31 protein-coding genes are annotated in these 25,902 nt (G+C 61.3%); 23 read left to right on the top strand and 8 right to left on the bottom strand.

Annotated features, from left to right (window positions below; genetic code table 11):
- Window positions 1-28: 28 nt before the first annotated feature.
- Both PRZ03_RS16270 and xerD read left to right on the top strand, forming a co-directional pair.
- Window positions 29-1,006: a tripartite tricarboxylate transporter substrate binding protein BugE gene (locus tag PRZ03_RS16270; protein WP_273601322.1), complete on the top strand. Its 978-nt coding sequence runs from the start codon at window positions 29-31 to the stop codon at window positions 1,004-1,006.
- On the top strand, window positions 1,003-1,920 hold the full coding sequence (xerD, locus tag PRZ03_RS16275) for a site-specific tyrosine recombinase XerD (RefSeq protein ID WP_273601323.1): 918 nt from the start codon (window positions 1,003-1,005) through the stop codon (window positions 1,918-1,920). Before PRZ03_RS16270 ends, xerD begins: the two co-directional genes overlap by 4 nt.
- 8 nt (window positions 1,921-1,928) lie before the next feature.
- On the opposite strand, the gene PRZ03_RS16280 is transcribed toward xerD, so the two are convergent.
- On the bottom strand, window positions 1,929-2,402 hold the full coding sequence (locus PRZ03_RS16280; RefSeq protein WP_263535180.1) for an Lrp/AsnC family transcriptional regulator: 474 nt from the start codon (window positions 2,400-2,402) through the stop codon (window positions 1,929-1,931).
- A gap of 86 nt (window positions 2,403-2,488) precedes the next feature.
- On the opposite strand from PRZ03_RS16280, the gene PRZ03_RS16285 reads away from it, so the two are divergent.
- Together PRZ03_RS16285 and aceA are read left to right on the top strand one after the other, a co-directional pair.
- Window positions 2,489-3,091 carry a MarC family protein gene (locus tag PRZ03_RS16285; RefSeq protein ID WP_263535179.1) on the top strand — a complete coding sequence of 201 codons (603 nt, stop codon included), beginning with the start codon at window positions 2,489-2,491 and terminating at the stop codon, window positions 3,089-3,091.
- A gap of 324 nt (window positions 3,092-3,415) precedes the next feature.
- Window positions 3,416-4,714: an isocitrate lyase gene (aceA, locus tag PRZ03_RS16290; RefSeq protein ID WP_409993970.1), complete on the top strand. Its 1,299-nt coding sequence runs from the start codon at window positions 3,416-3,418 to the stop codon at window positions 4,712-4,714.
- A 119-nt stretch (window positions 4,715-4,833) separates the two neighbouring features.
- Here the strand turns inward: aceA and PRZ03_RS16295 are convergent, their stop codons facing one another.
- A complete protein-coding gene (locus PRZ03_RS16295; protein ID WP_273601324.1) occupies window positions 4,834-5,988 on the bottom strand; it encodes an iron-containing alcohol dehydrogenase in 1,155 nt (384 codons plus the stop codon).
- A gap of 90 nt (window positions 5,989-6,078) precedes the next feature.
- Here PRZ03_RS16295 and PRZ03_RS16300 point away from each other — a divergent pair, with 90 nt between their 5' ends.
- Window positions 6,079-6,987 (top strand): alpha/beta hydrolase, encoded by a 909-nt coding sequence (locus PRZ03_RS16300; RefSeq protein WP_273601422.1) that lies wholly within the window; start codon window positions 6,079-6,081, stop codon window positions 6,985-6,987.
- Between the two features lie 37 nt (window positions 6,988-7,024).
- Here the strand turns inward: PRZ03_RS16300 and PRZ03_RS16305 are convergent, their stop codons facing one another.
- The gene (locus PRZ03_RS16305) at window positions 7,025-7,288 is read right to left on the bottom strand and encodes a DUF4936 family protein (RefSeq protein WP_273601325.1); all 264 of its coding nucleotides are present in this window, start codon (window positions 7,286-7,288) and stop codon (window positions 7,025-7,027) included.
- Window positions 7,285-8,226 (bottom strand): CAF17-like 4Fe-4S cluster assembly/insertion protein YgfZ, encoded by a 942-nt coding sequence (gene ygfZ / locus PRZ03_RS16310; protein WP_273601326.1) that lies wholly within the window; start codon window positions 8,224-8,226, stop codon window positions 7,285-7,287. The genes PRZ03_RS16305 and ygfZ overlap by 4 nt, the downstream gene beginning before the upstream one ends.
- A gap of 53 nt (window positions 8,227-8,279) precedes the next feature.
- Here ygfZ and mltG point away from each other — a divergent pair, with 53 nt between their 5' ends.
- The 7 genes from mltG to PRZ03_RS16345 all read left to right on the top strand — a co-directional run bounded on the left by mltG (window position 8,280) and on the right by PRZ03_RS16345 (window position 13,317).
- On the top strand, window positions 8,280-9,272 hold the full coding sequence (gene mltG, locus PRZ03_RS16315) for an endolytic transglycosylase MltG (RefSeq protein WP_273601327.1): 993 nt from the start codon (window positions 8,280-8,282) through the stop codon (window positions 9,270-9,272).
- Window positions 9,273-9,287: 15 nt separating this feature from the next.
- Window positions 9,288-9,899, top strand: a complete 612-nt coding sequence (gene tmk, locus PRZ03_RS16320) for a dTMP kinase (protein WP_273601328.1) — start codon at window positions 9,288-9,290, stop codon at window positions 9,897-9,899.
- Entirely contained in the window at window positions 9,893-10,936 is a 1,044-nt protein-coding gene (locus PRZ03_RS16325) for a DNA polymerase III subunit delta' (protein ID WP_273601329.1), read from the top strand. The genes tmk and PRZ03_RS16325 overlap by 7 nt, the downstream gene beginning before the upstream one ends.
- Window positions 10,937-10,990: 54 nt before the next feature.
- Window positions 10,991-11,413, top strand: a complete 423-nt coding sequence (locus PRZ03_RS16330) for a PilZ domain-containing protein (RefSeq protein WP_263535172.1) — start codon at window positions 10,991-10,993, stop codon at window positions 11,411-11,413.
- 64 nt (window positions 11,414-11,477) lie between these two features.
- Complete coding sequence (locus tag PRZ03_RS16335; RefSeq protein WP_273601330.1) at window positions 11,478-12,257, top strand: TatD family hydrolase; 780 nt, start codon at window positions 11,478-11,480, stop codon at window positions 12,255-12,257.
- 18 nt (window positions 12,258-12,275) lie between these two features.
- Window positions 12,276-12,923, top strand: a complete 648-nt coding sequence (locus PRZ03_RS16340) for an ankyrin repeat domain-containing protein (RefSeq protein WP_273601331.1) — start codon at window positions 12,276-12,278, stop codon at window positions 12,921-12,923.
- Between the two features lie 160 nt (window positions 12,924-13,083).
- Window positions 13,084-13,317 (top strand): hypothetical protein, encoded by a 234-nt coding sequence (locus PRZ03_RS16345; RefSeq protein ID WP_263535169.1) that lies wholly within the window; start codon window positions 13,084-13,086, stop codon window positions 13,315-13,317.
- A 40-nt stretch (window positions 13,318-13,357) separates the two neighbouring features.
- On the opposite strand, the gene rsxB is transcribed toward PRZ03_RS16345, so the two are convergent.
- Window positions 13,358-14,041, bottom strand: a complete 684-nt coding sequence (gene rsxB / locus PRZ03_RS16350) for an electron transport complex subunit RsxB (protein ID WP_273601332.1) — start codon at window positions 14,039-14,041, stop codon at window positions 13,358-13,360.
- Window positions 14,038-15,393 carry a polyhydroxyalkanoate depolymerase gene (locus PRZ03_RS16355; RefSeq protein ID WP_273601333.1) on the bottom strand — a complete coding sequence of 452 codons (1,356 nt, stop codon included), beginning with the start codon at window positions 15,391-15,393 and terminating at the stop codon, window positions 14,038-14,040. Before PRZ03_RS16355 ends, rsxB begins: the two co-directional genes overlap by 4 nt.
- On the opposite strand from PRZ03_RS16355, the gene PRZ03_RS16360 reads away from it, so the two are divergent.
- The 10 genes from PRZ03_RS16360 (at window position 15,367) to tsaD (ending at window position 24,492) form a co-directional block, all read left to right on the top strand.
- A complete protein-coding gene (locus PRZ03_RS16360; RefSeq protein WP_273601423.1) occupies window positions 15,367-15,567 on the top strand; it encodes a hypothetical protein in 201 nt (66 codons plus the stop codon). The genes PRZ03_RS16355 and PRZ03_RS16360 overlap by 27 nt on opposite strands.
- Before the next feature lie 208 nt (window positions 15,568-15,775).
- Complete coding sequence (uvrB, locus tag PRZ03_RS16365; RefSeq protein WP_273601334.1) at window positions 15,776-17,878, top strand: excinuclease ABC subunit UvrB; 2,103 nt, start codon at window positions 15,776-15,778, stop codon at window positions 17,876-17,878.
- A gap of 160 nt (window positions 17,879-18,038) precedes the next feature.
- Window positions 18,039-18,572 carry a Fe-S cluster assembly transcription factor gene (locus PRZ03_RS16370; RefSeq protein ID WP_263535165.1) on the top strand — a complete coding sequence of 178 codons (534 nt, stop codon included), beginning with the start codon at window positions 18,039-18,041 and terminating at the stop codon, window positions 18,570-18,572.
- A 26-nt stretch (window positions 18,573-18,598) separates the two neighbouring features.
- Window positions 18,599-19,819 (top strand): IscS subfamily cysteine desulfurase, encoded by a 1,221-nt coding sequence (locus PRZ03_RS16375; RefSeq protein ID WP_263558298.1) that lies wholly within the window; start codon window positions 18,599-18,601, stop codon window positions 19,817-19,819.
- Window positions 19,820-19,871: 52 nt separating this feature from the next.
- Window positions 19,872-20,270: a Fe-S cluster assembly scaffold IscU gene (iscU, locus tag PRZ03_RS16380; protein ID WP_273601335.1), complete on the top strand. Its 399-nt coding sequence runs from the start codon at window positions 19,872-19,874 to the stop codon at window positions 20,268-20,270.
- A 15-nt stretch (window positions 20,271-20,285) separates the two neighbouring features.
- Window positions 20,286-20,609: an iron-sulfur cluster assembly protein IscA gene (gene iscA, locus PRZ03_RS16385; protein ID WP_263535162.1), complete on the top strand. Its 324-nt coding sequence runs from the start codon at window positions 20,286-20,288 to the stop codon at window positions 20,607-20,609.
- A 96-nt stretch (window positions 20,610-20,705) separates the two neighbouring features.
- A complete protein-coding gene (hscB, locus tag PRZ03_RS16390) occupies window positions 20,706-21,224 on the top strand; it encodes a Fe-S protein assembly co-chaperone HscB (RefSeq protein ID WP_273601336.1) in 519 nt (172 codons plus the stop codon).
- Between the two features lie 2 nt (window positions 21,225-21,226).
- Window positions 21,227-23,083, top strand: coding sequence for a Fe-S protein assembly chaperone HscA (gene hscA / locus PRZ03_RS16395; RefSeq protein ID WP_273601337.1), 1,857 nt, complete (start codon window positions 21,227-21,229; stop codon window positions 23,081-23,083).
- Between the two features lie 21 nt (window positions 23,084-23,104).
- On the top strand, window positions 23,105-23,443 hold the full coding sequence (gene fdx, locus PRZ03_RS16400; protein ID WP_273601338.1) for an ISC system 2Fe-2S type ferredoxin: 339 nt from the start codon (window positions 23,105-23,107) through the stop codon (window positions 23,441-23,443).
- 8 nt (window positions 23,444-23,451) lie between these two features.
- The gene (gene tsaD / locus PRZ03_RS16405; protein WP_273601339.1) at window positions 23,452-24,492 is read left to right on the top strand and encodes a tRNA (adenosine(37)-N6)-threonylcarbamoyltransferase complex transferase subunit TsaD; all 1,041 of its coding nucleotides are present in this window, start codon (window positions 23,452-23,454) and stop codon (window positions 24,490-24,492) included.
- A gap of 6 nt (window positions 24,493-24,498) precedes the next feature.
- Here tsaD and PRZ03_RS16410 read toward each other — a convergent pair whose 3' ends face one another.
- Window positions 24,499-24,927 carry an Hsp20/alpha crystallin family protein gene (locus tag PRZ03_RS16410; protein WP_273601340.1) on the bottom strand — a complete coding sequence of 143 codons (429 nt, stop codon included), beginning with the start codon at window positions 24,925-24,927 and terminating at the stop codon, window positions 24,499-24,501.
- Window positions 24,928-24,968: 41 nt separating this feature from the next.
- Window positions 24,969-25,277, bottom strand: coding sequence for a hypothetical protein (locus PRZ03_RS16415; RefSeq protein ID WP_273601341.1), 309 nt, complete (start codon window positions 25,275-25,277; stop codon window positions 24,969-24,971).
- Window positions 25,278-25,417: 140 nt separating this feature from the next.
- On the opposite strand from PRZ03_RS16415, the gene rpsO reads away from it, so the two are divergent.
- Window positions 25,418-25,687 (top strand): 30S ribosomal protein S15, encoded by a 270-nt coding sequence (gene rpsO, locus PRZ03_RS16420; protein ID WP_263558305.1) that lies wholly within the window; start codon window positions 25,418-25,420, stop codon window positions 25,685-25,687.
- The last annotated feature ends 215 nt before the right edge of the window (window positions 25,688-25,902 follow it).

A 25,902-nucleotide genomic window follows, 5' to 3' on the forward strand; every position in this document is an offset into this window, starting at 1 on the left:
GCAGCGTAAGCCTCAACCGGAGTCAAGCATGAATCGTCGCAATTGGGTGTCGGGTACAAGTCTCTTGGTTTTGAGCCTGGCCGGCCTGCCGCCAGCCTTGGCGCAGACCTATCCGAACAAGCCGGTGCGCTTGGTCGTTCCTTTTGCGCCAGGAGGAACGACCGACATCGTGGCCCGCGTGGTGGCAGAGAAACTTCATCTGGCCTTGGGTCAGACCGTGGTGGTGGAAAACAAGGCCGGTGGTGGCGGCACGATCGGTGCCGGTGAGACCGTCAAGGCCGCACCCGATGGCTACTCCTTGGGCATGGCCACGGTGTCGACGACGGCCGCCAACCCGGCCATCAATCCAAAGATCGCCTACAACCCCATCACCGATTTCACGCCCATCATCAATGTGGCGGCCACGCCCAATGTGATCGCCGTGCATCCCTCGTTTCCGGCACGGGATTACAAAGGCTTCTTGGCCGAGCTGAAAGCCAACCCTGGTAAGTACAGCTTCTCCAGCAGCGGCACCGGCGGTATCGGGCATTTGCAAATGGAGCTTTACAAGAGTTTGGCCGGTGTTTATGTCATCCATATTCCCTACCGTGGCGCCGGCCCGGCGCTCAACGACACGGTGGCCGGCCAAGTGCCTATGATTTTTGACAATCTGCCCTCGGCCTTGCCCTTCATCAAAGACGGCCGCTTGATCCCCATCGTCGTCGCCGCGCCGCAGCGCCTGAGCCAGCTGCCCAATGTGCCGACTTTCAAGGAAGTGGGCCTGGAGCCGGTCAACCGAATGGCTTATTACGGGATCTACGGCCCCAAGGGCCTGTCCAAAGAGGTGGTTGACAAGGTCCATGCGGCGGTCAAGAAGACCGTGGAGTTGCCGGACGTGAAAAAGCGTATCGAGGACACCGGCTCCATCATTTTGGCCAACACACCCGAGCAATTTGCCGCTCAGATCAAGGCCGAGTTTGAGGTCTACAAGTCCGTGGTGGCCCAGCAAAAGCTCAAGCTGGAGTGACGACGCCAGCTTCCAAGGCTGCCGCCAGCCAACAAGCGATCAATGGCTTTGTTGAGGCCTTGTGGCTGGAGGACGGCTTGGCCGCCAATACCTTGGAGGCCTACCGGCGCGACCTGAACCTGTTGGCCGACTGGCTGTTGGCGCAGCCGGACGCAAAGTCTTTAGATCAATGCCGGGAGCCGGACCTGCTGGCCTATGCCAGCGCCCGTCACGCGGGCAGCCGGGCCACCAGTTCAAACCGGCGCCTGAGTGTGTTCAAACGCTATTTCCGCTGGGCCTTGCGCGAACAGCGAATTCAGGCCGACCCGACGCTGCGCTTGCAAAATGCCCGCCAAGCGCTGCGTGTTCCCAAGCTTTTGAGCCAACAGCAAGTCGAGCTGCTGCTGGCCGCGCCCGATACGGCTACAGCGCTGGGACTACGCGACCGCGCGATGCTGGAGCTGATGTATGCCAGCGGCCTGCGGGTGACCGAGTTGGTGACACTCAAGAGCGTGCATGTCGGTTTCAAAGAGGCGGCACTGCGCATCACAGGCAAGGGCTCGAAAGAGCGCTTGGTGCCTTTCGGCGAGGAGGCGCATGGCTGGCTGATGCGCTATTTGCAAGAAGCCAGGTCCAATTTGCTCAAAGGGCTGCGCTGCGATGAACTCTTCGTGACCGTGCGCGGCACCGGCATGACCCGGCAGATGTTCTGGACGCTGGTGAAGAAATACGCCATAGCGGCCGGCATCACCAGCCCCTTGTCACCGCACACTTTGCGGCATGCATTCGCCACCCATTTGCTCAACCACGGTGCCGACTTGCGCGCGGTGCAATTGCTCTTGGGTCATGCCGATTTATCCACCACACAGATCTACACCCATGTGGCGCGTGAGCGGCTCAAAGCCATTCACGCCCAACATCACCCGCGGGGTTGAACTCGAATTCAGTCCCGTACCGGCAGCGGCGAGGGCGGCTTGATTTCCTCGAGGCAAATCATCGAGCGCACATCATCGACGCCCTTGATTTGCATCAGCCTGTCGGTCAAGAACTGCGACAGTGACTTCAGGTCTTGCGCGACCACCTTGAGCAGATAGTCGCAGTCGCCCGAGACCGTATGACATTCGAGGATTTCCGGGAAGTCCCGGATCAAGGTTTCGACCTCGCGGACGCGGTCAAAGGCCTCGCCGGCGATGTTCAGGCTCACATAAGCCGTTACGCCCAGACCCAGCGTTTGCGGGGCGACCAAGGCGCGGTAGCCGCGCAGCACGCCGCGCTCCTCCAGTGACTTGACCCGCCGAAAGCATTGTGGCGCCGACAAATGAATTTGTGCCGCCAACTCCACATTGGAGGCCCGTCCATCGCGCTGCAGCACTTCAATAATCTTGCGGTCGATGGCGTCTAGCTTTTCTGTGGTCATGGCGGTCATCATTGATTTTCTTCAACGGAAGGATTTCGGCCGAAGGATAGCTGCCCGAGCGGCTCGGTGGCGGCGACAATCGTGCCATGGACCATAGCTTTCTCTCCGCCTTCATTCTGCTTTTGCTGGTTTTGGACCCGCTCGGCAGCCTACCCATTTTTGTCTCCATCATGAAGTCCGTGCCCAAGGAGCGGCGCGCGCGGGTGGCCGGCCGTGAGGTCGGTATCGCCTCCATCGCGCTGCTTGCCTTTATGTTCTTTGGCGATGTGTTCTTGCGGGTGATGCACCTGTCCGAGCGATCGCTGGAAGTGGCAGGCGGGGTGATTTTGTTAATCATTGCGATCAAGATGATTTTCGGCGCCGCCGGCGAATCGGCCTATGGCCTGGAGCCGGGCAAAGAGCCTTTCATCTTTCCGCTGGCCGTGCCGCTGCTGGCCGGGCCGTCTGCGATGGCAACGGTGCTGCTGCTGTCTTCCCGTCAACCCGACCGTATTTGGGACTGGATCGGCGCCTTGCTGGCGGCGATGTGGGTGTCGGGTCTGACCCTGCTGATGGCCGACCGCATCCGCCGCCTGCTCGGCGACTCGGTCATCTCGGCGATTGAAAAGCTGATGGGCCTGGTACTGACCGCGATTGCGGTTGAGATGGTGCTGGCGGGGTTGAAGCGCTATTTCGTGGGCGGTTTATAGGGATTTGTGGGTTGGACCTGACTCTGTACCCAGAGGCTGCTCCGACCCCAACTGCTTGAGCGGGTTCTAGGCGCAGGCCTATTTCCCATGATGTGAAATCCCGCTTGCGCATCGTGAATTGATGTCATGCTGCACTGCCGCATTTTTTCTCATCATGGGGAAAGTCTTTTCATAATCAGAAATGTTGATTGTAAGTTGTTGTTTTATAAGGTTTAAGTATTTGGTCTTATATAAGACATAAGTCTTCCACTGCGGGCCGAAGAGGACTAAATTTAGATCCAGCAAGACGGTTTTTTTCTTCCCTTAGCCAAGCAGGAGTTACTCATGACGACTTTGACCCGTGACCAGCAAATTGCCGCCCTCGAAAAAGACTGGGCCGAGAACCCACGTTGGAAGGGCATCACCCGTGGCTACAGCGCCGCCGACGTCGTGCGTCTGCGGGGCTCGCTGCAAGTCGAGCACACCTTGGCCAAGCGCGGCGCCAACAAGCTCTGGGGTCTGATCAACACCGAGCCCTTCGTCAACTCGCTCGGCGCCCTGACCGGCAACCAAGCGATGCAGCAGGTCAAGGCCGGCCTGAAGGCGATCTATCTGTCCGGCTGGCAGGTTGCCGGTGACGCCAACAGCAATGGCGAGATGTACCCCGATCAGTCGCTGTACTCGGTCGACTCGGTGCCCAAGGTCGTCAAGAAGATCAACGCCACCTTCGCCCGTGCCGACCAGATCCAATGGTCCGAAGGCAAGAACGACATCGACTACTTCGCACCCATCGTTGCCGATGCCGAAGCCGGTTTCGGCGGCGTGCTGAATGCGTTCGAGCTGATGAAGGCGATGATCGAAGCCGGTGCCGCCGGCGTTCACTTTGAAGACCAATTGGCCGCTGCCAAGAAATGCGGCCATATGGGCGGCAAGGTCTTGGTGCCAACTCGTGAAGCCGTTTCCAAGCTGGTTGCCGCACGTTTGGCCGCTGACGTGATGGGCACGCCTACCGTGTTGCTGGCCCGCACCGATGCTGAAGCCGGCGACCTGGTCACCAGCGACATCGATGACAACGACAAGCCGTTCTGCACCGGTGAGCGCACGGTCGAAGGCTTCTATCGCACCAACAACGGCATCGAGCAGGCGATCAGCCGTGGCTTGGCGTATGCCCCTTACGCCGACATGATCTGGTGCGAGACCGGCAAGCCTGACCTGGCATTCGCCAAGCAGTTCGCTGACGCCATCCATGCCAAGTTCCCCGGCAAGCTGCTGGCCTACAACTGCTCGCCTTCCTTCAACTGGAAGAAGAACCTCGACGACGCGACGATTGCCAAGTTCCAGCGCGAGTTGGGCGCGATGGGCTACAAGTTCCAGTTCATCACGCTGGCCGGCTTCCACAGCCTGAACCACTCGATGTTTGAGCTGGCCTACGGCTACGCCCGCAACAATATGAGCGCCTTCGTCGAGTTGCAGGAGAAGGAATTCGCGGCGGCTGAGCGCGGCTTCACCGCCGTCAAGCATCAGCGCGAAGTCGGCACCGGCTACTTCGACGCCGTCACCACGACAATCGAACGCGAGGCCTCCACCGCTGCCTTGAAGGGTTCGACCGAAGATGAGCAGTTCTTCGACGCCAAGCATGGTTGATCAACTGATCAGCTGATCAACGCAAGCGAACTCACTTGAGTAGCAAAAGGCCCGGCAGTCGCCGGGCCTTTTTCAATTCTTCAAGCCCAAAAATCGCTTCGACCTTGCGGCGCTGCGCGTCAAAGAGATGCGTGCAGCATCTCCAGATAGTCAGCTGCACTGGCCTCGCGCGGGTTGGTTTTGTGACAATGATCGAGCAGGGCGGCTTTGATCACCGCGACGAACAATTGCGGGTCAACGCCCAACTCGGCCAAGCCAGCCGGCAAGCCCAGCCTGGCGTTCATCGCGCTGACGGCTCGGGCCAGGGCCACGCCGTCACCAGCGGCAGCTTCGCCCGCCAAGCCCATGGCTTGCGCCATTCGTTGCAGCCGCTGTTCGCGCTGCATGCCGGGTGCAGCGGCATTGAAGCGAATCACCGCCGGCAGAAACACCGCATTGAGTGTGCCGTGATGCAGGCGCGGGTCGGCCGCGCCCAGCGCGTGGCTGAGCGAATGCACGCAGCCCAGGCCTTTTTGAAAGGCCAGGGCGCCCTGCATGCTGCAACTCATCATTTGCCAGCGCGCCTCCCGGTCTTGCCCGTTCAGCGTGGCCCGTTCAATATGGGCCCAGCCGCGCCGCAGGCCATCCAGCGCAATGCCGTCGGCCGGCGGGTTGATGGCGTCCGACATAAAGGTCTCCATGCAATGCGCGATTGCGTCCATGCCAGTGGCGGCCGTCAGGCGCGGCGGCAGGCTCAGCGTCAACTCAGGGTCGCACAGGGCGACCTTGGGCATCAAGACCCAGTTGTGAAAACCGAGTTTGCGGCCATCGTCCACAATCAAAATTGCCCCGCGCGCAACCTCGCTGCCGGTGCCGGCAGTGGTGGGCACGGCGATCACGGGCAAGACCGCAGCGGTGATTTGCAGGCTGCCGCCCTCAATGGTGGCGTAGTTTTTCAAGGCGCCTTGGTGTGTGGCGGCGATCGCCACGCCTTTGGCCAAGTCCATGCTGGAGCCGCCGCCAATCGCAATCAGACCGTCACAAAAGCCGTGATGGCATAACTGCACGGCCCAGCGCACGGCGGCCTCGGTCGGATTGGCAGGCGTTTGGTCAAACACCGGCGGTGGGTAGGCGCCCCAAGGTGCCAGCGCCTGTGCAAGCACGCCTGCAGAGCGTACGCCGATGTCGGTGATGACCAAGGGGCGATGGATGCCGGCCTGCTCGCAGACCTGCGGCAGCATGGCGACCGCACCGAAATCGATGTGAATTTGGGTCAGATATTGAATCAAGGCCATGTGGAGTCCTGGGCTGATGGGAAAATCGCGGATTGGCCCCTAGCCTAAGCCCTGGAGTACTGTTTGAGTAGCACCTTGTTGACACCGAAGATGGCCGGCGTTTTGAGCCGCATTTACCGCGCGAATCGGCCGGCCTTTCACAGCCTTAGCCCGAAGCAGGCGCGGATTGGCTATCTGATGGGTGCCGAGATTCTGGATTTGCCCCGTGCGCCGCTGGCTCGGGTCGAGAACTTTCAGGTGCCCGGGGCCGAGGGGCCGCTGGCCGCTCGGCTCTATGCCCCCAGTGACGCATGTTTGCCCGTCTTGCTTTATTTGCATGGCGGCGGCTTCACGATTGGCAGCCTGGATACCCATGACAGCCTATGCCGGCAATTGGCACTGCGCAGCGGAGCGGCGGTCTTGTCGCTCAACTACCGGCTGGCGCCCGAGAACCGCTTCCCGGCGGCTGTCGATGATTGCTGGGCGGTCATGACTTGGCTGGCCAAAGCGGCCCCGAGCTTGGGGCTGGACGGCTCACGCCTTGCTGTTGGCGGCGACAGTGCCGGCGGCACGCTGGCTGCGGTCTGCGCGCTGCACGCGCGCGATATCGGTCTCAAGCTCGCCCTGCAGCTGCTGATCACGCCCGGCACCACGGCGCATGCCGACACCGCCTCGCACAAGCTGTTTGCCAATGGCTTCTTGCTCGACGCGGCGTCCATTGATTGGTTTTTCAACCATTACATTTCCCACCATCACAAGCGTGACTGGCGTTTTGCGCCGCTTGAAGCCGAGGACCATAGCGACTTGGCCCCGGCTTGTGTGTTGCTGGCCGAATGCGACCCCTTGGTTGATGAAGGCATTGCCTATGCCGATCTCCTGAGAGCCAACGGGGGGCAGGTTCAGTTGGAGCTGTTCCGGGGCGTGACGCACGACTTCATCAAGATGGGCCGCGCCATCCCCGAAGCCTTGACCGCGCTTGAGGCCTGCGGCCTTGCGCTGCGTCAGGCATTTGAGGCTTGACGGTTGAGCGAGCCCGCTCCTGGCGGGCATTTGACTCTCAGCGCAAGGGCATGAAACGCTCGGTATGGCGGATGCCGCTGAGGTAAGGGCTCATGGCGACAGCCAGCCGCTGCTCGTCAGCTTGAGCGTTGGCGCCACCATGAATCTCCATCCAGGTTTGCTCACCGGCCGCATTGCCTTCACGACGCAACAACCTTGGGCATGGCCCGCTTAGGCCAAGCAAGGCTTGCTCAAAGGCCCGCAGGGCCGCATCAAGATTTGCGTCCAGCACCTTGTAGTAGACGTAAATCTCAACGCTCATTGCGGCTCTGTCAGCTCATAGGGCAGGGCGACCGGACGCAGCAGGTGGCCGTCTATCGAGCCCAGGTGCAAGCTGCCACTGGCGAGTGCGGCGATCTTGGTCTCGGCCAGCAGCAAGGCCCGGCCATCCTTGGTGGCAACATTGGCCACCAGCCCGGCCGGTTGACCGGGGTCTTCGCTATGGAAAATCTCTTGGCCGGGCAAGACTTCAAGACCCAAACCCGCCTCGGTCTCGAACAGGAAGGTGCGACGCTTGAGCGTGCCGCGGTACTGCATCCGCGCCACCACCTCTTGGCCGGGGTAGCAGCCTTTTTGGAAGTTGACGCCGCCCAGCAACTCCAGGTTCAACATCTGCGGCACGAATTGTTCGCTGGTGGCACTCAGCACCCAAGGCTGGCCGCTGAGTAACTCCAGCCAATGCCAGTCGGCCTCGCTGATGACGGGGAGGGCAGGCGCGGCTGCCTGGGCGTCTTGTGCCAGCAAGAAGCGAGCTTGGCTTGCCAGGCCAGGCAATCGAATCACCCGGGCCCCAGCAATGTCGGCACAGGCCCAACGTTGCGCCGGCGCCGCCTCGCCCAGCCAAGCCTGCGCTTCGGCGCCGCTCAAGCCCCAGAGTCCAATCTCGGCGCTGGCATCGCTGAGCTTGCATTTCGCACGCATCACAAACATTGACAAACGCTTCAGGACTGCCGGCAGCAGCTCCGCCGGCAGAGCCAGCAGCACTTCGCTCTCGCTCGTTTTCCAGCCTATCAATGTTGCGAGCAAACGCCCCTTTGCGGAGCAAAAGCCAGCCAAACGCGCTTCATAGAGGCCCAAGAGGGCAAAGTCCTGCGTCAGTTGGCCGTGCAAAAACTTGGCCGCTTCCTCGCCTTGGGCGCGGATCACGCCCCATTGCGTCAAGCGAGCGGCCCCGCCGATGTTGGTGCTGAATATAGTCATGGCGCGATTATCATCAGCCCCCGAATCAGGGCGTGGGCAAAAGGGTATTGGGAATGAAATTTTTAAGCAAATTGCTGGCGACCCTGTTTTTGCTTGCAGCACTCATGGGCGGGGCGATTTGGTGGTGGTTGCAAGCGCCGCTGAGTTTGGCCGCGCCTTCGGTGGAGTTGTCGATCGAGGCCGGCGCCTCGCCCCGGGAGGTGGCGCAGGCCTGGGTCAATGCCGGTGTGCAGGCCGATGGGCGCTTGCTGTATGAATGGTTTCGCTGGTCGGGCCAAGCGCGCTTGATACGTGCCGGCAGCTACGAAATTCATCAAGGGGTGACACCGCGAGATTTGCTCGCCAAGATGGTGCGCGGTGACGAGGTGCTGGAGCAGCTGCGCTTGATCGAAGGCTGGACCTTTGCCCAGGTGCGCGCCGCGCTGGCCAAGGCGCCAGCGCTCAAGCAAAGCACGGCAGGACTGAACGAGGCGCAGTTGATGGCGCTGCTGGGCGCGCCCGAGCAGGCGGCGGAAGGACGCTTCTTCCCGGATACCTATGCCTATAGCCGGGGGGTGAGCGATTTGACCGTGCTGAAACGCGCGCACAAAGCGATGCAAAAGCGTCTGGACGCCGCTTGGGCGGGTCGCAGCGAGGGTCTGCCCTTGAAGAACCAAGACCAGGCCTTGATCCTCGCCTCCATCGTGGAAAAGGAAACCGGCGCTGCCGCCGACCGGGGCATGGTGGCTGCCGTCTTCATCAATCGCCTGCGCCTGGGCATGCCTTTGCAAACCGATCCGACGGTGATCTATGGCCTAGGCGCGGCCTTTGACGGCAATCTGCGCAAGCGTGATTTGCAGACCGACACGCCCTTCAACACCTACACGCGAGGCGGCTTGCCGCCAACGCCGATTGCGATGCCGGGCAATGCCTCGCTGCTGGCCGCGCTGCACCCGGCGCGCAGTCGGGCGCTGTATTTTGTGGCTCGCGGCGACGGCTCCAGCGAGTTCAGTGACGATCTGGCCGCGCATAATCGCGCGGTCAATAAATTCCAGCGCGGCAAGTAATCTAGATTGAAGCAAGTGACAGCCAGATTCATCACCTTTGAAGGCATAGACGGGGCCGGCAAGTCGACCCATATTGCGGCCCTGACCGAGCGCTTGAGTGCGCGCGGCGCCGTGGTCGTCAACACGCGCGAGCCCGGCGGCACCGAGCTTGCCGAGACCCTGCGTGGCCTGTTCCTGCACAGCGGCATGGACAGCCTGACCGAGGCCTTGCTGGTCTTTGCGGGTCGGCGCGATCATTTGCAGCGGGTGATCGAGCCGGCCTTGGCGGCCGGCCAGACCGTGGTCTGTGACCGTTATACCGACGCTAGTTTTGCCTATCAGGGCGCCGGTCGGGGCATGGACCTGGCCGTGTTGACGACGCTGGAGCAATGGGTGCAAAACGGTCGCCAGCCTGACCTGACTCTGTGGTTCGACCTACCGGCCGAGATGGCGGCGGCGCGCCGTGCGGCGGCGCGCGAGGCCGACCGCTTTGAGCAGCAGGATTTGGAATTTTTTGAGCGCGTACGTGCGGGTTATGCGGCGCGAGCCGCTGGCGCGCCGCAGCGTTTCGCGCGCATCGATGCGAGCGTTTCGGTAGCCGAGGTGGCGGCGCAGATCAGCGCTGTGATGGAGTCGCGCGGGTGGTAGCCGGCACCCAGCAGCAAGTGCTGCCCTGGTTGAAGCAGCCCTTGAGCCAAGCGCTGGCGACGGCCCGCTCGCACGCCTTGCTGGTGCAAGGGCCCGCGGGCGTGGGTCAATTTGATTTGGCTTTGCTCTTGGCGCAGGCCTGGTTGTGTGAAGCGCATGGGGCAGGCAAACAGACCAGCCACGGCCCGGCCTGCGGGCACTGCGCAAGTTGCTTGTTATTTCAGTCCCATACTCATCCGGACTTCCAGTTGCTGCTGCCCGACGCCCTGCGTGAGACGCTGGGCTGGGCGCAGGACAGCGAAACCGGCAAGGACGGTGAGCCCAAGGCGTCCAAAACCAAGCCCAGCCGCGAGATCAAGATCGATGCCGTGCGGGCGATGCTGGGCTTCACGCAGGTGACCTCGGCACGCGGCCGCGCCAAGGTGGTGGTGGTTTACCCGGCCGAGGCCTTGAACAATGTGGCGGCCAATGCCTTGCTCAAGACCCTGGAAGAACCCGGCGGCATGCTGCGTTTTGTCTTGGCCAGCAACTCGCCCGAGGGTTTGTTGCCGACCATTCGCAGCCGCTGCCAACCCTTGCCGCTGGGCCTGCCGGCGCAAAAGCCTGCGCTGCAATGGCTGAGCGAGCAAGGGGTAGAGGGTGCTGCAGACGTCTTGCTGATGGCCGCTGGCGGCCGCCCGCAAGAAGCCAAGGACTGGTTCGAGGCCGGCCTGCGGGCGAGTGTTTGGCAGCAGTTGCCCCAGCGCCTGGCGCGCGGCGAGGCGGCCGCCTTGGCCGACTGGCCCGTGCCGCGTGCGATCGACGCCTTGCAGCGCCTCAGCCATGATCTGCTGCGGCGCTGCCACGGTGCACCGCCGAGTTATTTTGCGGCCGAGTTTTTGCCCGCGCCCAAGCTCGCCGGACCGCTGCTCGGCTGGGATGCAGCACTGCGCCGCGCAGCCCGTCATGCCGAGCACCCTTTGAATGCCGGCTTGTTAATGGAGTCACTGTTTGCTCAAGGTCGACAAGCGCTGATGGAAGCGTCGCCGCGCCGCTGATGAGCCGCGTTTTTCGATCGATGGCAAGGCAAGGCTTTCGCTACACTCGGCTTCATGAGTGATTCGCCTTCAAAACCAGCTACGGGCTCGCCTCCCGCCGGTCAAGCGGCCGCTGTAGGCGCTGTGGCCGCAGTGGGTGCGCGGCCCAGCGTGATTCAGTTGGCCTTCAAGGAAAAGGGCGCGCTTTACGCGGCCTATATGCCGGTTTTTATCGACGGCGGCTTGTTTGTGCCGACAACGCGTGACTATCGCCTGGGTGAAGACGTCTACCTGCTGCTGGCCTTGCCCGATGACAATCAGCGTTATCCGGTGGCGGGCAAGATTGCCTGGCTGACGCCGGCCAATGCTTCCGGCGGACGCACGCAGGGTATCGGCGTGCGCTTTCCTTCCGATGAAAAGAGCCGTTTGGTCAAGCTCAAGATCGAGGAGATTTTGGGCACGCAAATTTCTTCGTCCAAGCCGACTCAGACAATTTGAGTCCTGCCGCTTTTAGCCTTGCGTCCTGGCACGCTTGGCAATGTTCCCCCATCTTTTGGCCTCTATGTTCATTGATTCCCACTGCCATCTGAGCTTTCCCGAACTGCACGCACGCTTGCCGGAAATTCTGGCCGAAATGGCCGTCGCACAAGTCGAGCAGGCGGTCTGTATCTGCACCACGATGGAAGAATTCCCGCTCGTGCGCAGTTTGGCGCATCAGTACCCTCAGCTCTGGGCGACCGTGGGTGTGCACCCGGACAACGAGGATGTGCATGAGCCCAGCGTCGAGGAGTTGGTGGCGGGTGCGGCCGACCCTAAGGTGGTGGCGATAGGCGAAACTGGCCTCGACTATTACCGCCTCAACGGCCGCAGCATCGAGGTCGATATGGCGTGGCAGCGCGAGCGCTTTCGCACCCATATCCGCGCTGCGAAGCAGGCCGCCAAACCCCTGGTCATCCACACCCGCAGCAGCGCCGCAGACACCTTGCGCTTGTTGGACGAGGAGGGCGGCGAGCAGGCGGGCGGGGTATTCCATTGCTTTGCCGAAAGCGTCGACGTGGCCCTGGCGGCCGTCGAGCGCGGCTATTACGTGTCCTTCTCCGGCATCCTGAGCTTCAAGAGCGCACAAGACTTGCGTGATGTGGCTGCGGCGCTGCCGCTGGAGCGATTGCTGATCGAAACCGACAGCCCCTACCTTGCGCCCGTGCCTTATCGGGGTCGCACCAACAGCCCGGCTTATGTGCCGCATGTCGGTGCGGCGCTGGCGGCGGTGAAAGGTGTGTCGATTGCAGAGTTGGCGGCGCAAACCTCGGCCAACTGCCGGCGCTTGTTTGGCTTGAATTGAAGAAAAAAAGGGCAAGCGATGAAGACTCGCAGCATAGGGGTGTTGTTGGCGCTCGGTATGGCCATCACCGGCGCTAGCTTGGCGGCGCCGATTGATGATTTGGTTTTGGCGGCCGAATTGAATGATGGCTACACCGTGTCAAAGATTTTGCAGCGCGGCACGGATCCCAATAAGCCCGATGCACGTGGCCGTTATGCAATGAATATTGCGCTGCGTGAGGATTCGGACAAGGCCTTGGACAGTTTGCTGGCCCACCCGCAGCTGGACATTCTGGCCGTCAATGCGAACGGCGAATCTGCGCTGATGCTGGCGGCCATCAAGGGCAAGCTGGACTGGGTGCAGAAGATCGTCAAAAAAGGCGCGCCCGTCAACACCGCCGGCTGGACACCGCTGCATTACGCCTGCAGCGGGCCGGACAACGGTGTGGCCGTCTGGTTGCTGAGTCAGGGCGCCGACATCAATGCCCGCTCGCCCAATGGCAGCACGCCTCTGATGATGGCGGCGCGCTATGGCGCGATAGATCTGCCGGCAGCACTGCTGAAGGCCGGTGCCGATGTCCATATTCGCAATGATCAAGGCCTCACAGCGGCTGACTTTGCCGGTACTGCCGGCAGGGATGAATTGAAGGCCAAGCTGCTCAAGCTGATGGCCAAGTCGGGCAACTGATTGCAAGTGCCGTGCCGGGGCCGCACCGGCCTTGGCCCGACAGCCTCCTAGGAGTTTGCCTGACACGCATATTGGCGCGGCCCCGACTATGCCGAACTGCTCCCGCTCCCTAAAGTTACTTACATCTTGAAACGTAAGTCGAACCTAACGGAGCATCACCATGTTGAGCACCCAATTTGCAAGCGCCTTGTACAGCCCTTTCGCCATGCTGCTCAACCCGGAGGAGGTGGTGTCGGCGATGGAGCATTCCGAGTTACTCAACCGTCTGCACAGCCGGGTTTACCGTCCGCTGGACAAGCCGCTGATTCCCAAGGGTCAGTTTGCTGCGGCCGACTTTGACCGCCTGATCGATGAGACGCCTGATGAGCTGGAGTTGGCAGAGCTCGTGATGTGACGAGCCTATCGACAGGCCTTGATGCTGGACGGGCTGTCGCTTAGCCCAGGCGCTTGGCGCGAGCGCGCGCCAGTGCCGCTTCGATGACGGCACGTTTTGCGTCCAGTGCCGTGGCTTCGGTGAGTTTGGAAGCCGCCGCCAGATCGACCAGCTTGGCCTCGGCCTTGGCGACCAGGCGAGCGCTGTTTTCTTGCTCGCCACGGACCAATTTGAGTTGATGAAAGCGATAACGCTCGCGGGCGGCATCCGCTTGACTCTCGCCCCAGGCGTCCCAGCCGCTGAGCTCGGGTTTGAGACTCAGCAACGAGATGCAGTCGACCGGGCAGGCCGGCACGCATAACTCGCAGCCTGTGCATTGATCGTTGACGACCACATGCATTTGTTTGGGCGCGCCGACGATGCAGTCTACTGGGCAGGCCTTGATGCACATGGTGCAGCCTATGCACCAAGCCTCATCAATAACAGCCAGTTTCAACGGGCCTTCTTGGCCATGCGCCGCGCTCAAAGGCAGGGCAGCGCGCCCGGTAATCGCGGCCAAGCGCTCGATGCCCTCGGCGCCACCGGGCGGGCATTGGTTGATGCCCGCCTCACCGTTCGCCACCGCCACCGCATAGGCGTGACAGTCCGGAAAGCCGCAGCGTGTGCATTGGGTCTGCGGCAATGCCGCGTCAATCTCCCCGACCAAACGCTGCAGTTCGACTGCAGTTGAAGCTACTCTCGTCAAGTGCTTGATTTGCTTTTGGTCTTACGGGCCGGCTCGGAGGTCGGTGCCGGGCTGGCCGCAGGCGTTTGGACCGGGCTAGCTGCAGGCCTGTGGCCAGCAAGCACGGCGTCCGGACGGTCATACTTGCTGATGAAGGCTTGCACCTCGGGGTAGACATTCTCGCGCCAGCGTCGGCCCGAGAAGATGCCGTAATGGCCAGCGCCCACGGCGTCGTAATGGTATTGGTGAACGCTTGAAACCCCAGAGCACAGCTCATGCGCGGCGCGGGTCTGGCCGGCACCGGAGATGTCATCGCGTTCGCCTTCCACTGTCAGCAAGGCGGTGGTGGTGATGTCCTGCGGGCGCACCAACTGACCCTTGACCATCCAGGTGCCGTTGACCAGGGCAAAGTCCTGGAACACGGTCTTGATGGTGTCAAGGTAGTACTCGGCCGGCATGTCGAGAACGGCGTTGTACTCGTCATAGAACTGGCGGTGCGAATCGGCGCTTTCGTCATCGCCGCGCATCAGGTCGAGGAAGTAATCGTAATGCGAGCTCATATGCACGTTCGGGTTCATCGCGACGAAACCGGTGTGCTGCAAAAAGCCTGGGTAAACCGCCCGGCCCGAGCCCGGGAAGTTGGTCGGTACGCGGTAAATCACATTGTTTTCGAACCAGCTGTAGGGCTTGTTCATGGCTAGATTGTTGACGGCGGTGGGGCTCTTGCGCGCATCGATCGGGCCACCCATCATGGTCATGCTGCGCGGTGTTTGTTCGCCGCTGGAGGCCATCAGAGAAATGGCAGCCAGTACCGGCACGGTGGGCTGGCAGACCGAAATCACATGGCAGTCCGGGCCCACCAGTCGGATGAATTCCTGCACGTAGGCGATGTAGTCGTCCAGGTGAAATGGGCCGACTTCCTTGGGCACCATGCGTGCATCGGTCCAGTCGGTGATGAAGACCTTGTGGTCCTTCAGCAATTGGCGTACGGTGTCACGCAAGAGCGTGCTGTGGTGGCCGGACAGCGGCGCCACCACCAACACAGTGGGCTGATCCTTCATCTTGGACAGAACGGCCAAATCGTCGGTGTAGCGCTTGAAGCGCAGCAGGCGGCAAAACGGCTTGGTCAGCGGCACCAGTTCCTGAACTGCCACTTCCACGCCGTCCACGTTGACGCCGCGGATCCCAAATTCCGGCTTTTCGTAGTCCTTAGCCAAGCGATGCATCAGATCCAGACCTGCCGACACCCGTTGCGAAATCGGCGAATGCGAGAACGGCGACAGAGGGTGGTTATAGAGCTTGGCTGAGGCGCTGGAGAACTCCGCAAACGGGCTCATCAAAGCGCGTTGAGTTTCAAAAAGCTGATACAGCATGTTTTGCCCTTGGGTTCAAGTGAGGTGTTGGCGGCTGGCCGTCGCAAGCGTCGTGTGCCTGATATTGCCACATTTTGTGCGCTGCAGCATTTTATGATCAATTCGCTTGCGCTGCGCTTGCAATTGCTCGACTCAGCAGCAGGGAGAAATACCGAAACCGGCGTAAACGCGTAGGAAGCGGTTCGAGAGCGGTGCCGGAATTATGGCGGTGTGCCGCCCGCGCTTTCGGTCGAATAACCCTGTAAAGACTCGGCTGCTGACAATACGGTGGCAGCATCAAGAGCCCTCGTGGGTGACGCGCTGGCCGCGTCTGCGCTAATCTGTCGGGTTGCGCATGCTGCCTCCTCAAGGCGGGTGGGCGCCAAATTCCAGGGAATACCCGATGCAAGATTCAGATCGCCTCATAGACAAAAACGCTGCGCAAGCGGATGCGCCGGACGACGCTCCGAAAGGGGAGTTCGTGTCTTTCGAGGGCTCGCCATTCCAGTTGTTTCAGCCTTTTCCGCCCGCCGGCGATCAGCCTGCAGCGATCGACAAGCTGGTCGAAGGCATCAATGACGGGCTGAGTTTTCAGACGCTTTTGGGCGTGACCGGCTCGGGCAAGACCTTCACGATGGCCAATGTGATCGCGCGCTTGGGCCGCCCGGCCATCATCTTTGCGCCCAACAAGACCTTGGCGGCGCAGTTGTACGGCGAGTTTCGCGATTTCTTTCCGAACAACGCGGTCGAGTATTTCGTCAGCTATTACGACTACTACCAGCCCGAAGCCTATGTGCCGCAGCGCGACCTGTTCATCGAAAAGGACAGTGCGATCAACGAGCATATCGAGCAGCTGCGCCTTTCCGCGACCAAGAGCTTGATGGAGCGGCGTGATGTGGTGATCGTGGCCTCGGTGTCGGCGATCTACGGTATCGGCAACCCGGTTGACTATCACCAGATGGTGATGACGCTACGTACCGGCGACAAGATGGGCCAGCGGGACGTGATCGCCCAGTTGATCCGCATGCAGTACACCCGCAACGAGGTCGAGTTCAGCCGCGGTGCGTTCCGGGTGCGCGGCGACACCATTGATGTGTTCCCGGCCGAGCATTCGGAGTTGGCGCTGCGCATCGAGCTGTTTGACGATGAAGTCGAAACCTTGCAACTCTTTGATCCGCTGACCGGCAAGATCCGCCAGAAGATCCCGCGCTTCACGGTCTACCCGAGCAGCCATTACGTGACGCCGCGCGAGCGCGTGCTGGCCGCGATGGACGGCATCAAGGAGGAGTTGCGTCAGCGCCTGGGGGAGTTCATCAAGGACGGCAAATTGGTCGAGGCGCAGCGCCTGGAGCAGCGCACTCGCTTTGACTTGGAAATGCTCAATGAGGTCGGCCACTGCAAGGGCATCGAGAACTACACCCGCCATATCTCCGGCGCTCAGCCCGGCGAAGCGCCGCCGACCTTGGTCGACTATTTGGCCAAAGATGCCTTGATGTTCCTGGATGAAAGCCATGTGCTGATCGGTCAGTTCGGCGGCATGTACAACGGCGACCGCGCGCGCAAGTCGACCTTGGTCGAATATGGCTTTCGCCTGCCCTCGGCGCTGGACAATCGGCCGCTCAAGTTCGCCGAGTTCGAACGCAAGATGCGCCAAGCGGTGTTTGTGTCGGCCACGCCGGCCGCTTATGAGCAGGAGAACTCCGGTCAGGTGGTGGAGCAGGTAGTGCGCCCCACCGGCCTGGTCGACCCGCTGGTGGAGGTGCGTCCCGCCACCCATCAGGTTGATGATGTGCTGCAAGAAATCCGTGAGCGGGTCGAGGTGAATGAGCGGGTCTTGATCACGACCTTGACCAAACGGATGGCCGAACAACTGACCGATTACTTGAGCGACAACGGCTGCAAGGTGCGCTACTTGCACTCGGACGTTGACACGGTCGAGCGGGTGGAAATTCTTCGCGACCTGCGCCTGGGCGTGTTTGACGTGCTGGTCGGCATCAACTTGCTGCGCGAAGGTCTGGACATTCCTGAGGTCTCGCTGGTGGCGATTCTGGACGCCGACAAGGAAGGCTTTTTGCGTTCCGAGCGCAGCTTGATTCAGACCATTGGTCGGGCGGCGCGCAATCTGCGCGGCAAGGCAATTCTGTATGCCGACAGCATCACCGAGTCAATGAAAAAGGCGATGGGCGAAACCGAGCGCAGGCGCACCAAGCAATTGGCCTTCAATGAGGCCAACGGCATTACGCCGCGCAGCATCAACAAGCGCATCAAGGACATGATTGACGGCGTCTACTCCGAGAAGAGCGGCCGCGATGATCAAAAGCTGCTGCAGGTAGCGGCTGTCGAGCAAATGAGCGAGAAAGATCTGAGTAAACGCATGGGCTTGCTGGAGAAGCAGATGCTGGAGCATGCGCGCAACCTCGAGTTCGAGAAGGCGGCGCGGGTGCGCGATCAACTGGCCCAACTGCGCGAGCAGGCGTTCGGCGCGGTCGTGCACGACCATCTATAGCCCTTCAAGGACCTGGTTTTTTTACCACTCCAGCAAGTTTGGTAATAATTGAGTAAAATAGTCGGAATTGATCAAGGGTAAACCCGTTTTGCAGGTTTACTCGGGATCGGGCGGCTCAGCTGCTGCCGACTTGTGTTCATGTGGACCAAAAGGAGGGTTTATGCGTCTTACCACCAAAGGTCGTTTTGCCGTTACCGCGATGATTGATTTGGCCCTGCGTGAAAACGGCGGGCCGGTAGCGCTGGCCGCCATCAGCCAGCGGCAGCAGATTTCTTTGTCCTATCTGGAGCAGCTGTTCGGCAAGCTGCGCCGGCATGAATTGGTTGAAAGCACGCGCGGCCCCGGCGGCGGCTACTCGCTCGGACGTAAGTCCAGCGATATCACCGTGGCCGACATTATCGTCGCCGTGGATGAACCGCTCGACGCGACCGGCTGCGGTGGGCATGAGAACTGCATGGGCGAGAATACCGGCCGCTGCATCACGCATGAGTTGTGGACCAGCTTGAACGCCAAGATGATCGAATACCTCAGCTCGGTCTCGCTGCGCAAGCTGGTTGAGGATCAATTGGCCAAGGGTGTGACGATTGAAGAGTCGCCGCTGAAGCGGGCGATTTCCTCGCAGCCGGTGCTCAAACCCATCCGCATCACCGCACCGAATTCGGTCTTTGCCCTCGGCAATTCCTTCACCAAATAAGCATCACTGAACAAGCAAACCTGAACATGGACATGACCCCGCATTTCCCGATCTATATGGATTACGGCGCCACCACGCCTGTGGACCCCCGTGTCGTGGCCGCCATGGTGCCTTGGCTGAGCGAGCATTTCGGCAACCCCGCATCCCGCAGCCATGCCTGGGGTTGGGAAGCAGAAGCGATCGTCGAGAAGTCACGCGAAGAAGTGGCCGGGCTGATTGGCGCCGACCCGCGCGAAATCGTCTGGACCTCGGGTGCCACCGAGTCGATTAACTTGGCGATCAAGGGTGCGGCGCATTTCTACAAGACCCGCGGCAAGCACATCATCACGCTCAAGACCGAGCACAAGGCGGTGCTCGACACCTGCCGTGAGTTGGAGCGCCAAGGCTTTGAGGTGACTTACCTCGAGGTCGAAGCCAACGGCCTGCTCGATCTGGAACGATTCAAGGCGGCGATCCGCCCCGACACCATCCTGGCCTCGGTCCTCTACGTCAGTAACGAGATCGGCGTGATTCAAGACATCCCGGCGATCGGCGCTTTGTGCCGTGAGCACGGCATCATCTTTCACGTCGATGCCGCGCAAGCGACCGGCAAGATCGCCATCAATCTGGCCGAATTGCCGGTGGACCTGATGAGCCTGGCGTCGCACAAGACTTATGGCCCCAAGGGTATCGGCGCCTTGTATGTGCGCCGCAAGCCGCGCATTCGGCTGGAAGCGCAGATGCATGGCGGCGGGCAAGAGCGCGGCATGCGCTCGGGCACGCTGGCCACGCACCAGATCGTCGGCATGGGCACAGCATTCCGTTTGGCGGGCGAAGAGATGGCCGTCGAAGGCGAGCGCATCCGCATGCTGCACAAGCGTTTGCTGGACGGCCTGAGCGATATCGAACAGGTCTTCGTCAACGGCGATCTGGAGCGCCGCGTGCCGCACAACCTGAACATCTCCTTCAACTATGTGGAAGGCGAGTCGCTGATCATGGGCGTCAAGGGCTTGGCGGTGTCGTCGGGTTCGGCCTGCACCTCGGCCAGCCTGGAGCCCAGCTATGTCTTGCGCGCCTTGGGCCGCAGCGATGAGCTGGCGCATTCCTCGCTGCGCATGACGATTGGCCGCTTCACCACCGTCGAGGAAATTGATTATGCGATCACGACGCTGAGGCACCGGGTCGCCAAGTTGCGCGAGTTGTCGCCGCTTTGGGATATGTACAAAGACGGCATCGACATCAGCACGATTCAGTGGGCAGCACATTGAGCCCCAACCTATCTCGGACGAGATAGGACCGACAAACAGACAGGAGAACACCATGGCATATAGCGATAAGGTCGTTGATCACTACGAAAATCCCCGCAATGTCGGCGCCTTTGAAAAGGGCGATGACTCGGTCGGCACCGGCATGGTCGGCGCACCGGCCTGCGGCGACGTGATGAAGTTGCAAATCAAGGTCAACCCGGCCACCGGCTTGATCGAAGACGCCAAGTTCAAGACCTATGGCTGCGGCTCGGCGATCGCGTCGAGCTCGCTGGTGACCGAGTGGGTCAAGGGCAAGTCGCTCGACCAGGCACTCGACATCAAGAACACCCATATCGCCGAAGAGCTGGCGCTGCCGCCGGTGAAGATCCATTGCTCGATCCTGGCCGAAGATGCGATCAAGGCAGCGGTGGATGACTACCGCGCCAAGCATGCAGCGCCGGCAGCACAGTAAGCGAGGGTTGCCCGCATGTCCGTGACGATGACAGAAGCCGCCGCGCGCCATGTGACGCGCTACATCACCAAGCGTGGCCGGGGCGTGGGCGTGCGCTTGGGCGTCAAGACGACCGGCTGCTCGGGCTTGGCCTACAAGCTCGAATATGCCGACGAAGTGGCGCCCGAGGACATCGTCTTTGAGGGCCATGGCATCAAGATTTTGATCGACCCCAAGAGCCTGCCCTATCTAGAAGGGACCGAGCTGGACTTCGTGCGCGAAGGCCTGAACGAGGGCTTCAAGTTCCGCAATCCGCGTGAGAAAGACCGCTGCGGTTGCGGCGAGTCCTTCCGCGTGTAAAGTGCACGCCCAATCTTTAGGGCGCGGCCGCTTGCCGCGCCTTTTTTCTTGGCGCCGGACCCTGGTGAAGCGCTTGAGCGCTGAAATGTATTGCTGATGAAACTCGACGACGACGATTTCAGTCTGTTTGGTTTGCCGCCACGGCAGGCGCAAATGCGCGCCGAGATTGATGCGCGCTGGAAGGAATTGCAGGCAAAGGTCCACCCGGACAAGTTTGCGACCGAGGGCGCGGCAGCGCAGCGCATTGCGATGCAATGGGCGGTGCGGGTCAACGAGGCCCATCAACGGCTGCGCGACCCGCTCAAGCGCGCCGCCTATTTGTGCGAGTTGCGCGGCGCGCCGCTGCGCTTGAACGAGAACACCCGCATGCCCACGGCCTTCCTGATGGAGCAAATGGCCTGGCGTGAGGCCTTGGATGAAGCGGCCGGCGCTGCCGATGTGCAAAAGCTGGATGCCGAGTTGGCGCAGCGCGAAGACGAAGTGCTGGCGGATGTGCAGCTTTTGTTGGATGAACAGCAGCGCACCGAGGCCGCCGCCGAGCAGGTCAGGGCCTTGATGTTCATCGCCAAATTTCGCTCCGATATCGACCGGCGCTTGGACGCCTTAGGACAATAACAATGGCATTGCTGCAAATCTCCGAACCCGGGCAGTCGCCCAACCCGCATCAGCGCCGCATCGCGGTAGGCATCGATCTGGGCACCACGCATTCCCTGGTGGCGGCCGTGCGCAGCGGCGTGGCCGAATGCCTGCCGGATGAAGCCGGCCAAGTGATCTTGCCGTCGGCCGTGCGTTACCTCGAAGATGGGCGGCGTCAGATCGGCGCCCTGGCGCTGGCGGCGCAGGCCGAAGATCCGGTCAACACCATCGTGTCCGTCAAGCGATTGATGGGCCGCGCGCTGGCCGATATCGGCAATCGGGAACAGCTGCCTTATCAATTCGAGGACACGCCCGGCATGGTGTCGCTGCGCACGCGCGAAGGCAGTAAATCGCCGGTCGAGGTCTCAGCAGAAATTTTGGCGACGCTGCGCTTCCGGGCCGAAGACAGTTTTGCCGATGATGTGTTTGGCGCGGTGATCACCGTGCCGGCTTATTTTGACGACGCCCAGCGCCAGGCAACAAAGGACGCGGCCCAACTCGCCGGCCTCAATGTGCTGCGCCTGATCAATGAGCCCACGGCCGCGGCGATTGCCTATGGCCTGGACAACGGCAGTGAAGGTCTTTACGCCGTCTACGACCTGGGCGGTGGCACTTTTGATATTTCCTTGTTGCGTCTGAGCCGGGGTGTGTTCGAGGTGGTCGCCACCGGCGGCGATGCCGCGCTGGGCGGCGATGATTTTGATCGTTTGCTGGCCGATTGGGCCTTGGCGCAAGCCGGGCTCAGCGCCGACACCGCCCACGACAAACGCGCGATCTTGGTGGCGGCGCGGGAGGCCAAAGAAGCGCTGTCCGGCGCCGATAGCGTGGTCTTGCAGGCCAAGCTGGATGGCGGTGATTTGAACGCCTTGGTGACGCGCGCGCAATTCGAATCATTGAGCCAAGCCTTGCTTGATCGAACCCTGGCATCGGTGCGGCGTGTGCTGCGCGACGCCAAGGTCAAGGCGGACGAAGTCGCCGGTGTCGTGATGGTCGGCGGCTCCACTCGCATGCCTTGCGTGCGCAGAGTCGTGGGCGACTTGTTCGGCCGCGAGGTGTTGACCAATCTGAATCCCGACGAAGTGGTGGCGCTGGGCGCGGCCATTCAAGCCAATCAACTCGCCGGCAATGCGGCCGACGGCGATATTTTGTTGCTCGACGTGATCCCGCTGTCGCTGGGTCTGGAGACCATGGGCGGCTTGGTCGAGCGCATCATCGAGCGCAACGCGACCATTCCGGTAGCGCAAGCGCAAGACTTCACCACCTTCAAGGACGGCCAGACCGCAATGGCGCTGCATGTGCTGCAGGGCGAGCGCGAGCTGGTCAGTGAATGCCGCTCTCTGGCGCGTTTCGAGCTGCGCGGTATTCCGCCGATGGTGGCGGGCGCAGCGCGCATCCGCGTCACCTTCCAAGTTGATGCCGACGGCTTGCTGAGCGTCTCGGCCAAGGAGTTGGGCTCGGGCGTGGAGACGGCCATCGTCGTCAAGCCGAGTTATGGCCTGAGTGATGAGCAGATTGCCGGCATGCTCAAAGACGGTTTTGCCAGCGCCGAAGCCGATATGGCCGCACGCAAACTGCGCGAAGCGCGGGTCGAGGCCGAGCGCATGACGCTGGCGACGCATTCGGCGCTGGCGGCCGATGCCGACTTGCTCGAGCAAGTCGAGCGCGATGAGATTGCCGCCTTGCTGCAAGCCTTGCAGCTGTCGGCCCAGGGTGAGGACGGCAATGCCATCGATGCTGCCGTCGAGGCTCTGGCCAAGGGCACCGAAGCCTTTGCCGCCGCGCGCATGAATCGCGGCATTCAGCGCGCCTTGACCGGCCGCAATATCGAACAGCTCTAAGCAATTCGCCCAAGGATCGTCATGCCAGTCATCAAAATTCTTCCCCATGCCGAGTATTGCCCCGAGGGCAAGTCGGTAAGCGCGCCCGCCGGGACCTCGATCTGCGAGGCCTTGCTTGAGAACGGCGTCGCCATCGAACATGCCTGCGACATGGTCTGCGCCTGCACCACCTGCCATGTGATCGTGCGCGAAGGCATGCGTACGCTGTCCGAAATGGAGGAGGGCGAGGAAGATATGCTGGACCGCGCCTGGGGCTTGGAGCCCGATTCACGCCTGAGCTGTCAGGCCATCCTGGGTCAGAAGGATGTGACGATAGAGATTCCCAAATACTCGATCAATCACGCCAAAGAAAATCACTGATCACGGCTATGTTGGTACTGGGATTTGAGTCGTCTTGTGACGAAACCGGCGTCGCCTTGATCGAGGTGCCGAGCGATCGCTCGCAAGGCGCGCCGCGCTTGCTCGCGCAGGCCTTGTTCAGCCAGATCAGCATGCACCAGGCTTACGGCGGCGTGGTGCCCGAGTTGGCCTCGCGCGACCATATTCGCCGGGTGCTGCCGCTGACGCGCGAGGTGCTGGCCGAAGCTGCCGTGCCCTTGGCGCAGGTCGATGTGATTGCCTATACGCAAGGGCCGGGCCTGGCTGGCGCTTTGTTGGTGGGGGCCGGCGTGGCGGTCGCGATGGCCGCAGCTTTGGGTAAGCCGACGCTGGGCATTCATCACCTGGAAGGTCATCTGCTGTCGCCGTTTTTATCGACCGATGCGCCAGAATTTCCGTTCGTGGCCTTGCTGGTGTCGGGCGGCCACACGCAGCTGATGCGGGTCAATGATGTCGGCAGCTATGAAATGCTGGGCGAAACCATCGATGACGCCGCCGGCGAAGCGTTCGACAAGAGCGCCAAGCTCTTGGGCTTGCCCTATCCCGGTGGGCCGCATCTGGCTCGCTTGGCGTTGAGTGGCAATGCCAAGGCTTTTGATCTGCCGCGCCCGATGCTGCGCAGCGGCAAGCCGGACTTCAGTTTTGCTGGCTTGAAGACGGCGGTGCTGACGCAAGTCAAACGCCTGGGTGAGACCCCGACCGAGCAGCAGCGCGCTGATTTGGCGGCGGCTACGCAGGCGGCGATTGTCGAGGTGCTGGTGCGCAAGTCACTGCTCGCGCTGAAGGAGACTGGGCTCAAGCGCCTGGTCGTCGCCGGTGGCGTTGGGGCGAACACCATGCTGCGCGAGCAATTGAATGCGGCCTGCGGCAAACGCGGCATTCGCGTGCATTACCCCGAACTCAGTCTGTGCACCGACAACGGCGCGATGATCGCGATGGCTGCCGCCATGCGTTTGCAGCGCGGCATGGCCGACTTGCAAAACGATGGCGGCTTTGCCGTCAGGCCGCGCTGGACCCTGGGCAGCGCCTGAGCCTGCTCAGTTGACGGTCAGATGACTGGCGCCGACGGGCTGGCGCTTGACCAGGGTCAGCGTCAACACGCCGCTTTCCAGTGTGGCCTTGGAGTCCGATTGACTGACTTCGGTGGGCAACACGACACTGCGCGAGAAACGTGTCAACGAGCGTTCGCGGTGCAGCGGGCGCTCTGCCGGGGCGCTGGCATCTTGCGGCGCAGCCGCGGTTGCCTGCACAGCGTCAATGCTGATGCGACGGCCCTCGATGGTGATCTTGACGGCTTCCTTGGCGATGCCGGGCAGGTCAAGCTGCAAGATAAAGGCTTGGTCGGTCTCGCTGACATCCAGCGGCGGGGTGCGCAGCGCCACGGCGTCGCGCTCTGGCTTGGCCAAAAGACGCTCGATCTGGCGGGTAAATTCAGCGGAATGACGGCTCACGGGAATCACAAACATGGTTAGCTCCTGGAGAGAGTTGCATCCAACGCCTTGAGATGTCAAAGCGCCGCAGCCCCCATGGCATCGAAGTTTGGCGCGAAATCTGTTGATTCAAGAGCTGCGGAAAATACAGTTTTCGGGCTCTTGGAAAGCGCGGCTTTGGCTCCATCTCGCCGCGCTTGGTCGCTCGGAATCGGTGGTTCGGGGGTGATGCTTGCGGTTGTTTTTTTGCTGCTGCCGCACAAGGTCGGCACATGGCCAGCGAACCACCAGGCAGTCATGCACTGCGGCTCTTGCGGCTGAGTTGGCAATCCTGGTCTATAATCAGAGAGTTTTGTTGCCTGGAACTCGGGAAGCTTGAATTTCAAGCGGCTTGATGAAAGGCAGCTGACAAAGGCACGGCTCGGGTCGGTTTCACCCGTGACCGCAAGTGAAACAATGGAAACCGTCTGTGCGCCAGGGCAAATTACCTGGCTTGCCAGCGGCTTCCGGCATCTAGGAACGCATCATGGCAGTCGAAAGTTTCAACAAGGCAGAAGTCGTTCAAGCGAACGCACGCAGCGCAAATGACACAGGTTCGCCTGAAGTCCAAGTCGCTCTGCTGACAGCACGCATCAATGCGCTGACCCCCCACTTCAAGGCCAACAAGAAGGACCACCACGGTCGTCGCGGTTTGCTGAAGATGGTCAACTCGCGCAAGAGCTTGTTGTCTTACCTGAAGACCAAGGACGCTTCGCGTTACCTTGCTCTGATCCAGAAGTTGGGTCTGCGCAAGTAATTTGAGAGCGAGATCAAGGAGCCTGTCTGGGTCTATGTCCAGCACAGGCTCTTTGTCTTTTAGAAAATCGTTTTGAGTTGAGCTGACGTGGCGCTGCTGTGTCATTCCAATACCTTGCACCGAGCTTCTTTTGAAGTCTTTGCTGGCGATGTTTTGGAATGGCATCCCGCCAAACCCAGACTCACTCTCGGTCCAGTTGCGGCGCCGCAAGCCGC

The organism is Roseateles albus, from assembly GCF_028595345.1.
Lineage (GTDB): Bacteria > Pseudomonadota > Gammaproteobacteria > Burkholderiales > Burkholderiaceae_C > Paucibacter_A > Paucibacter_A albus.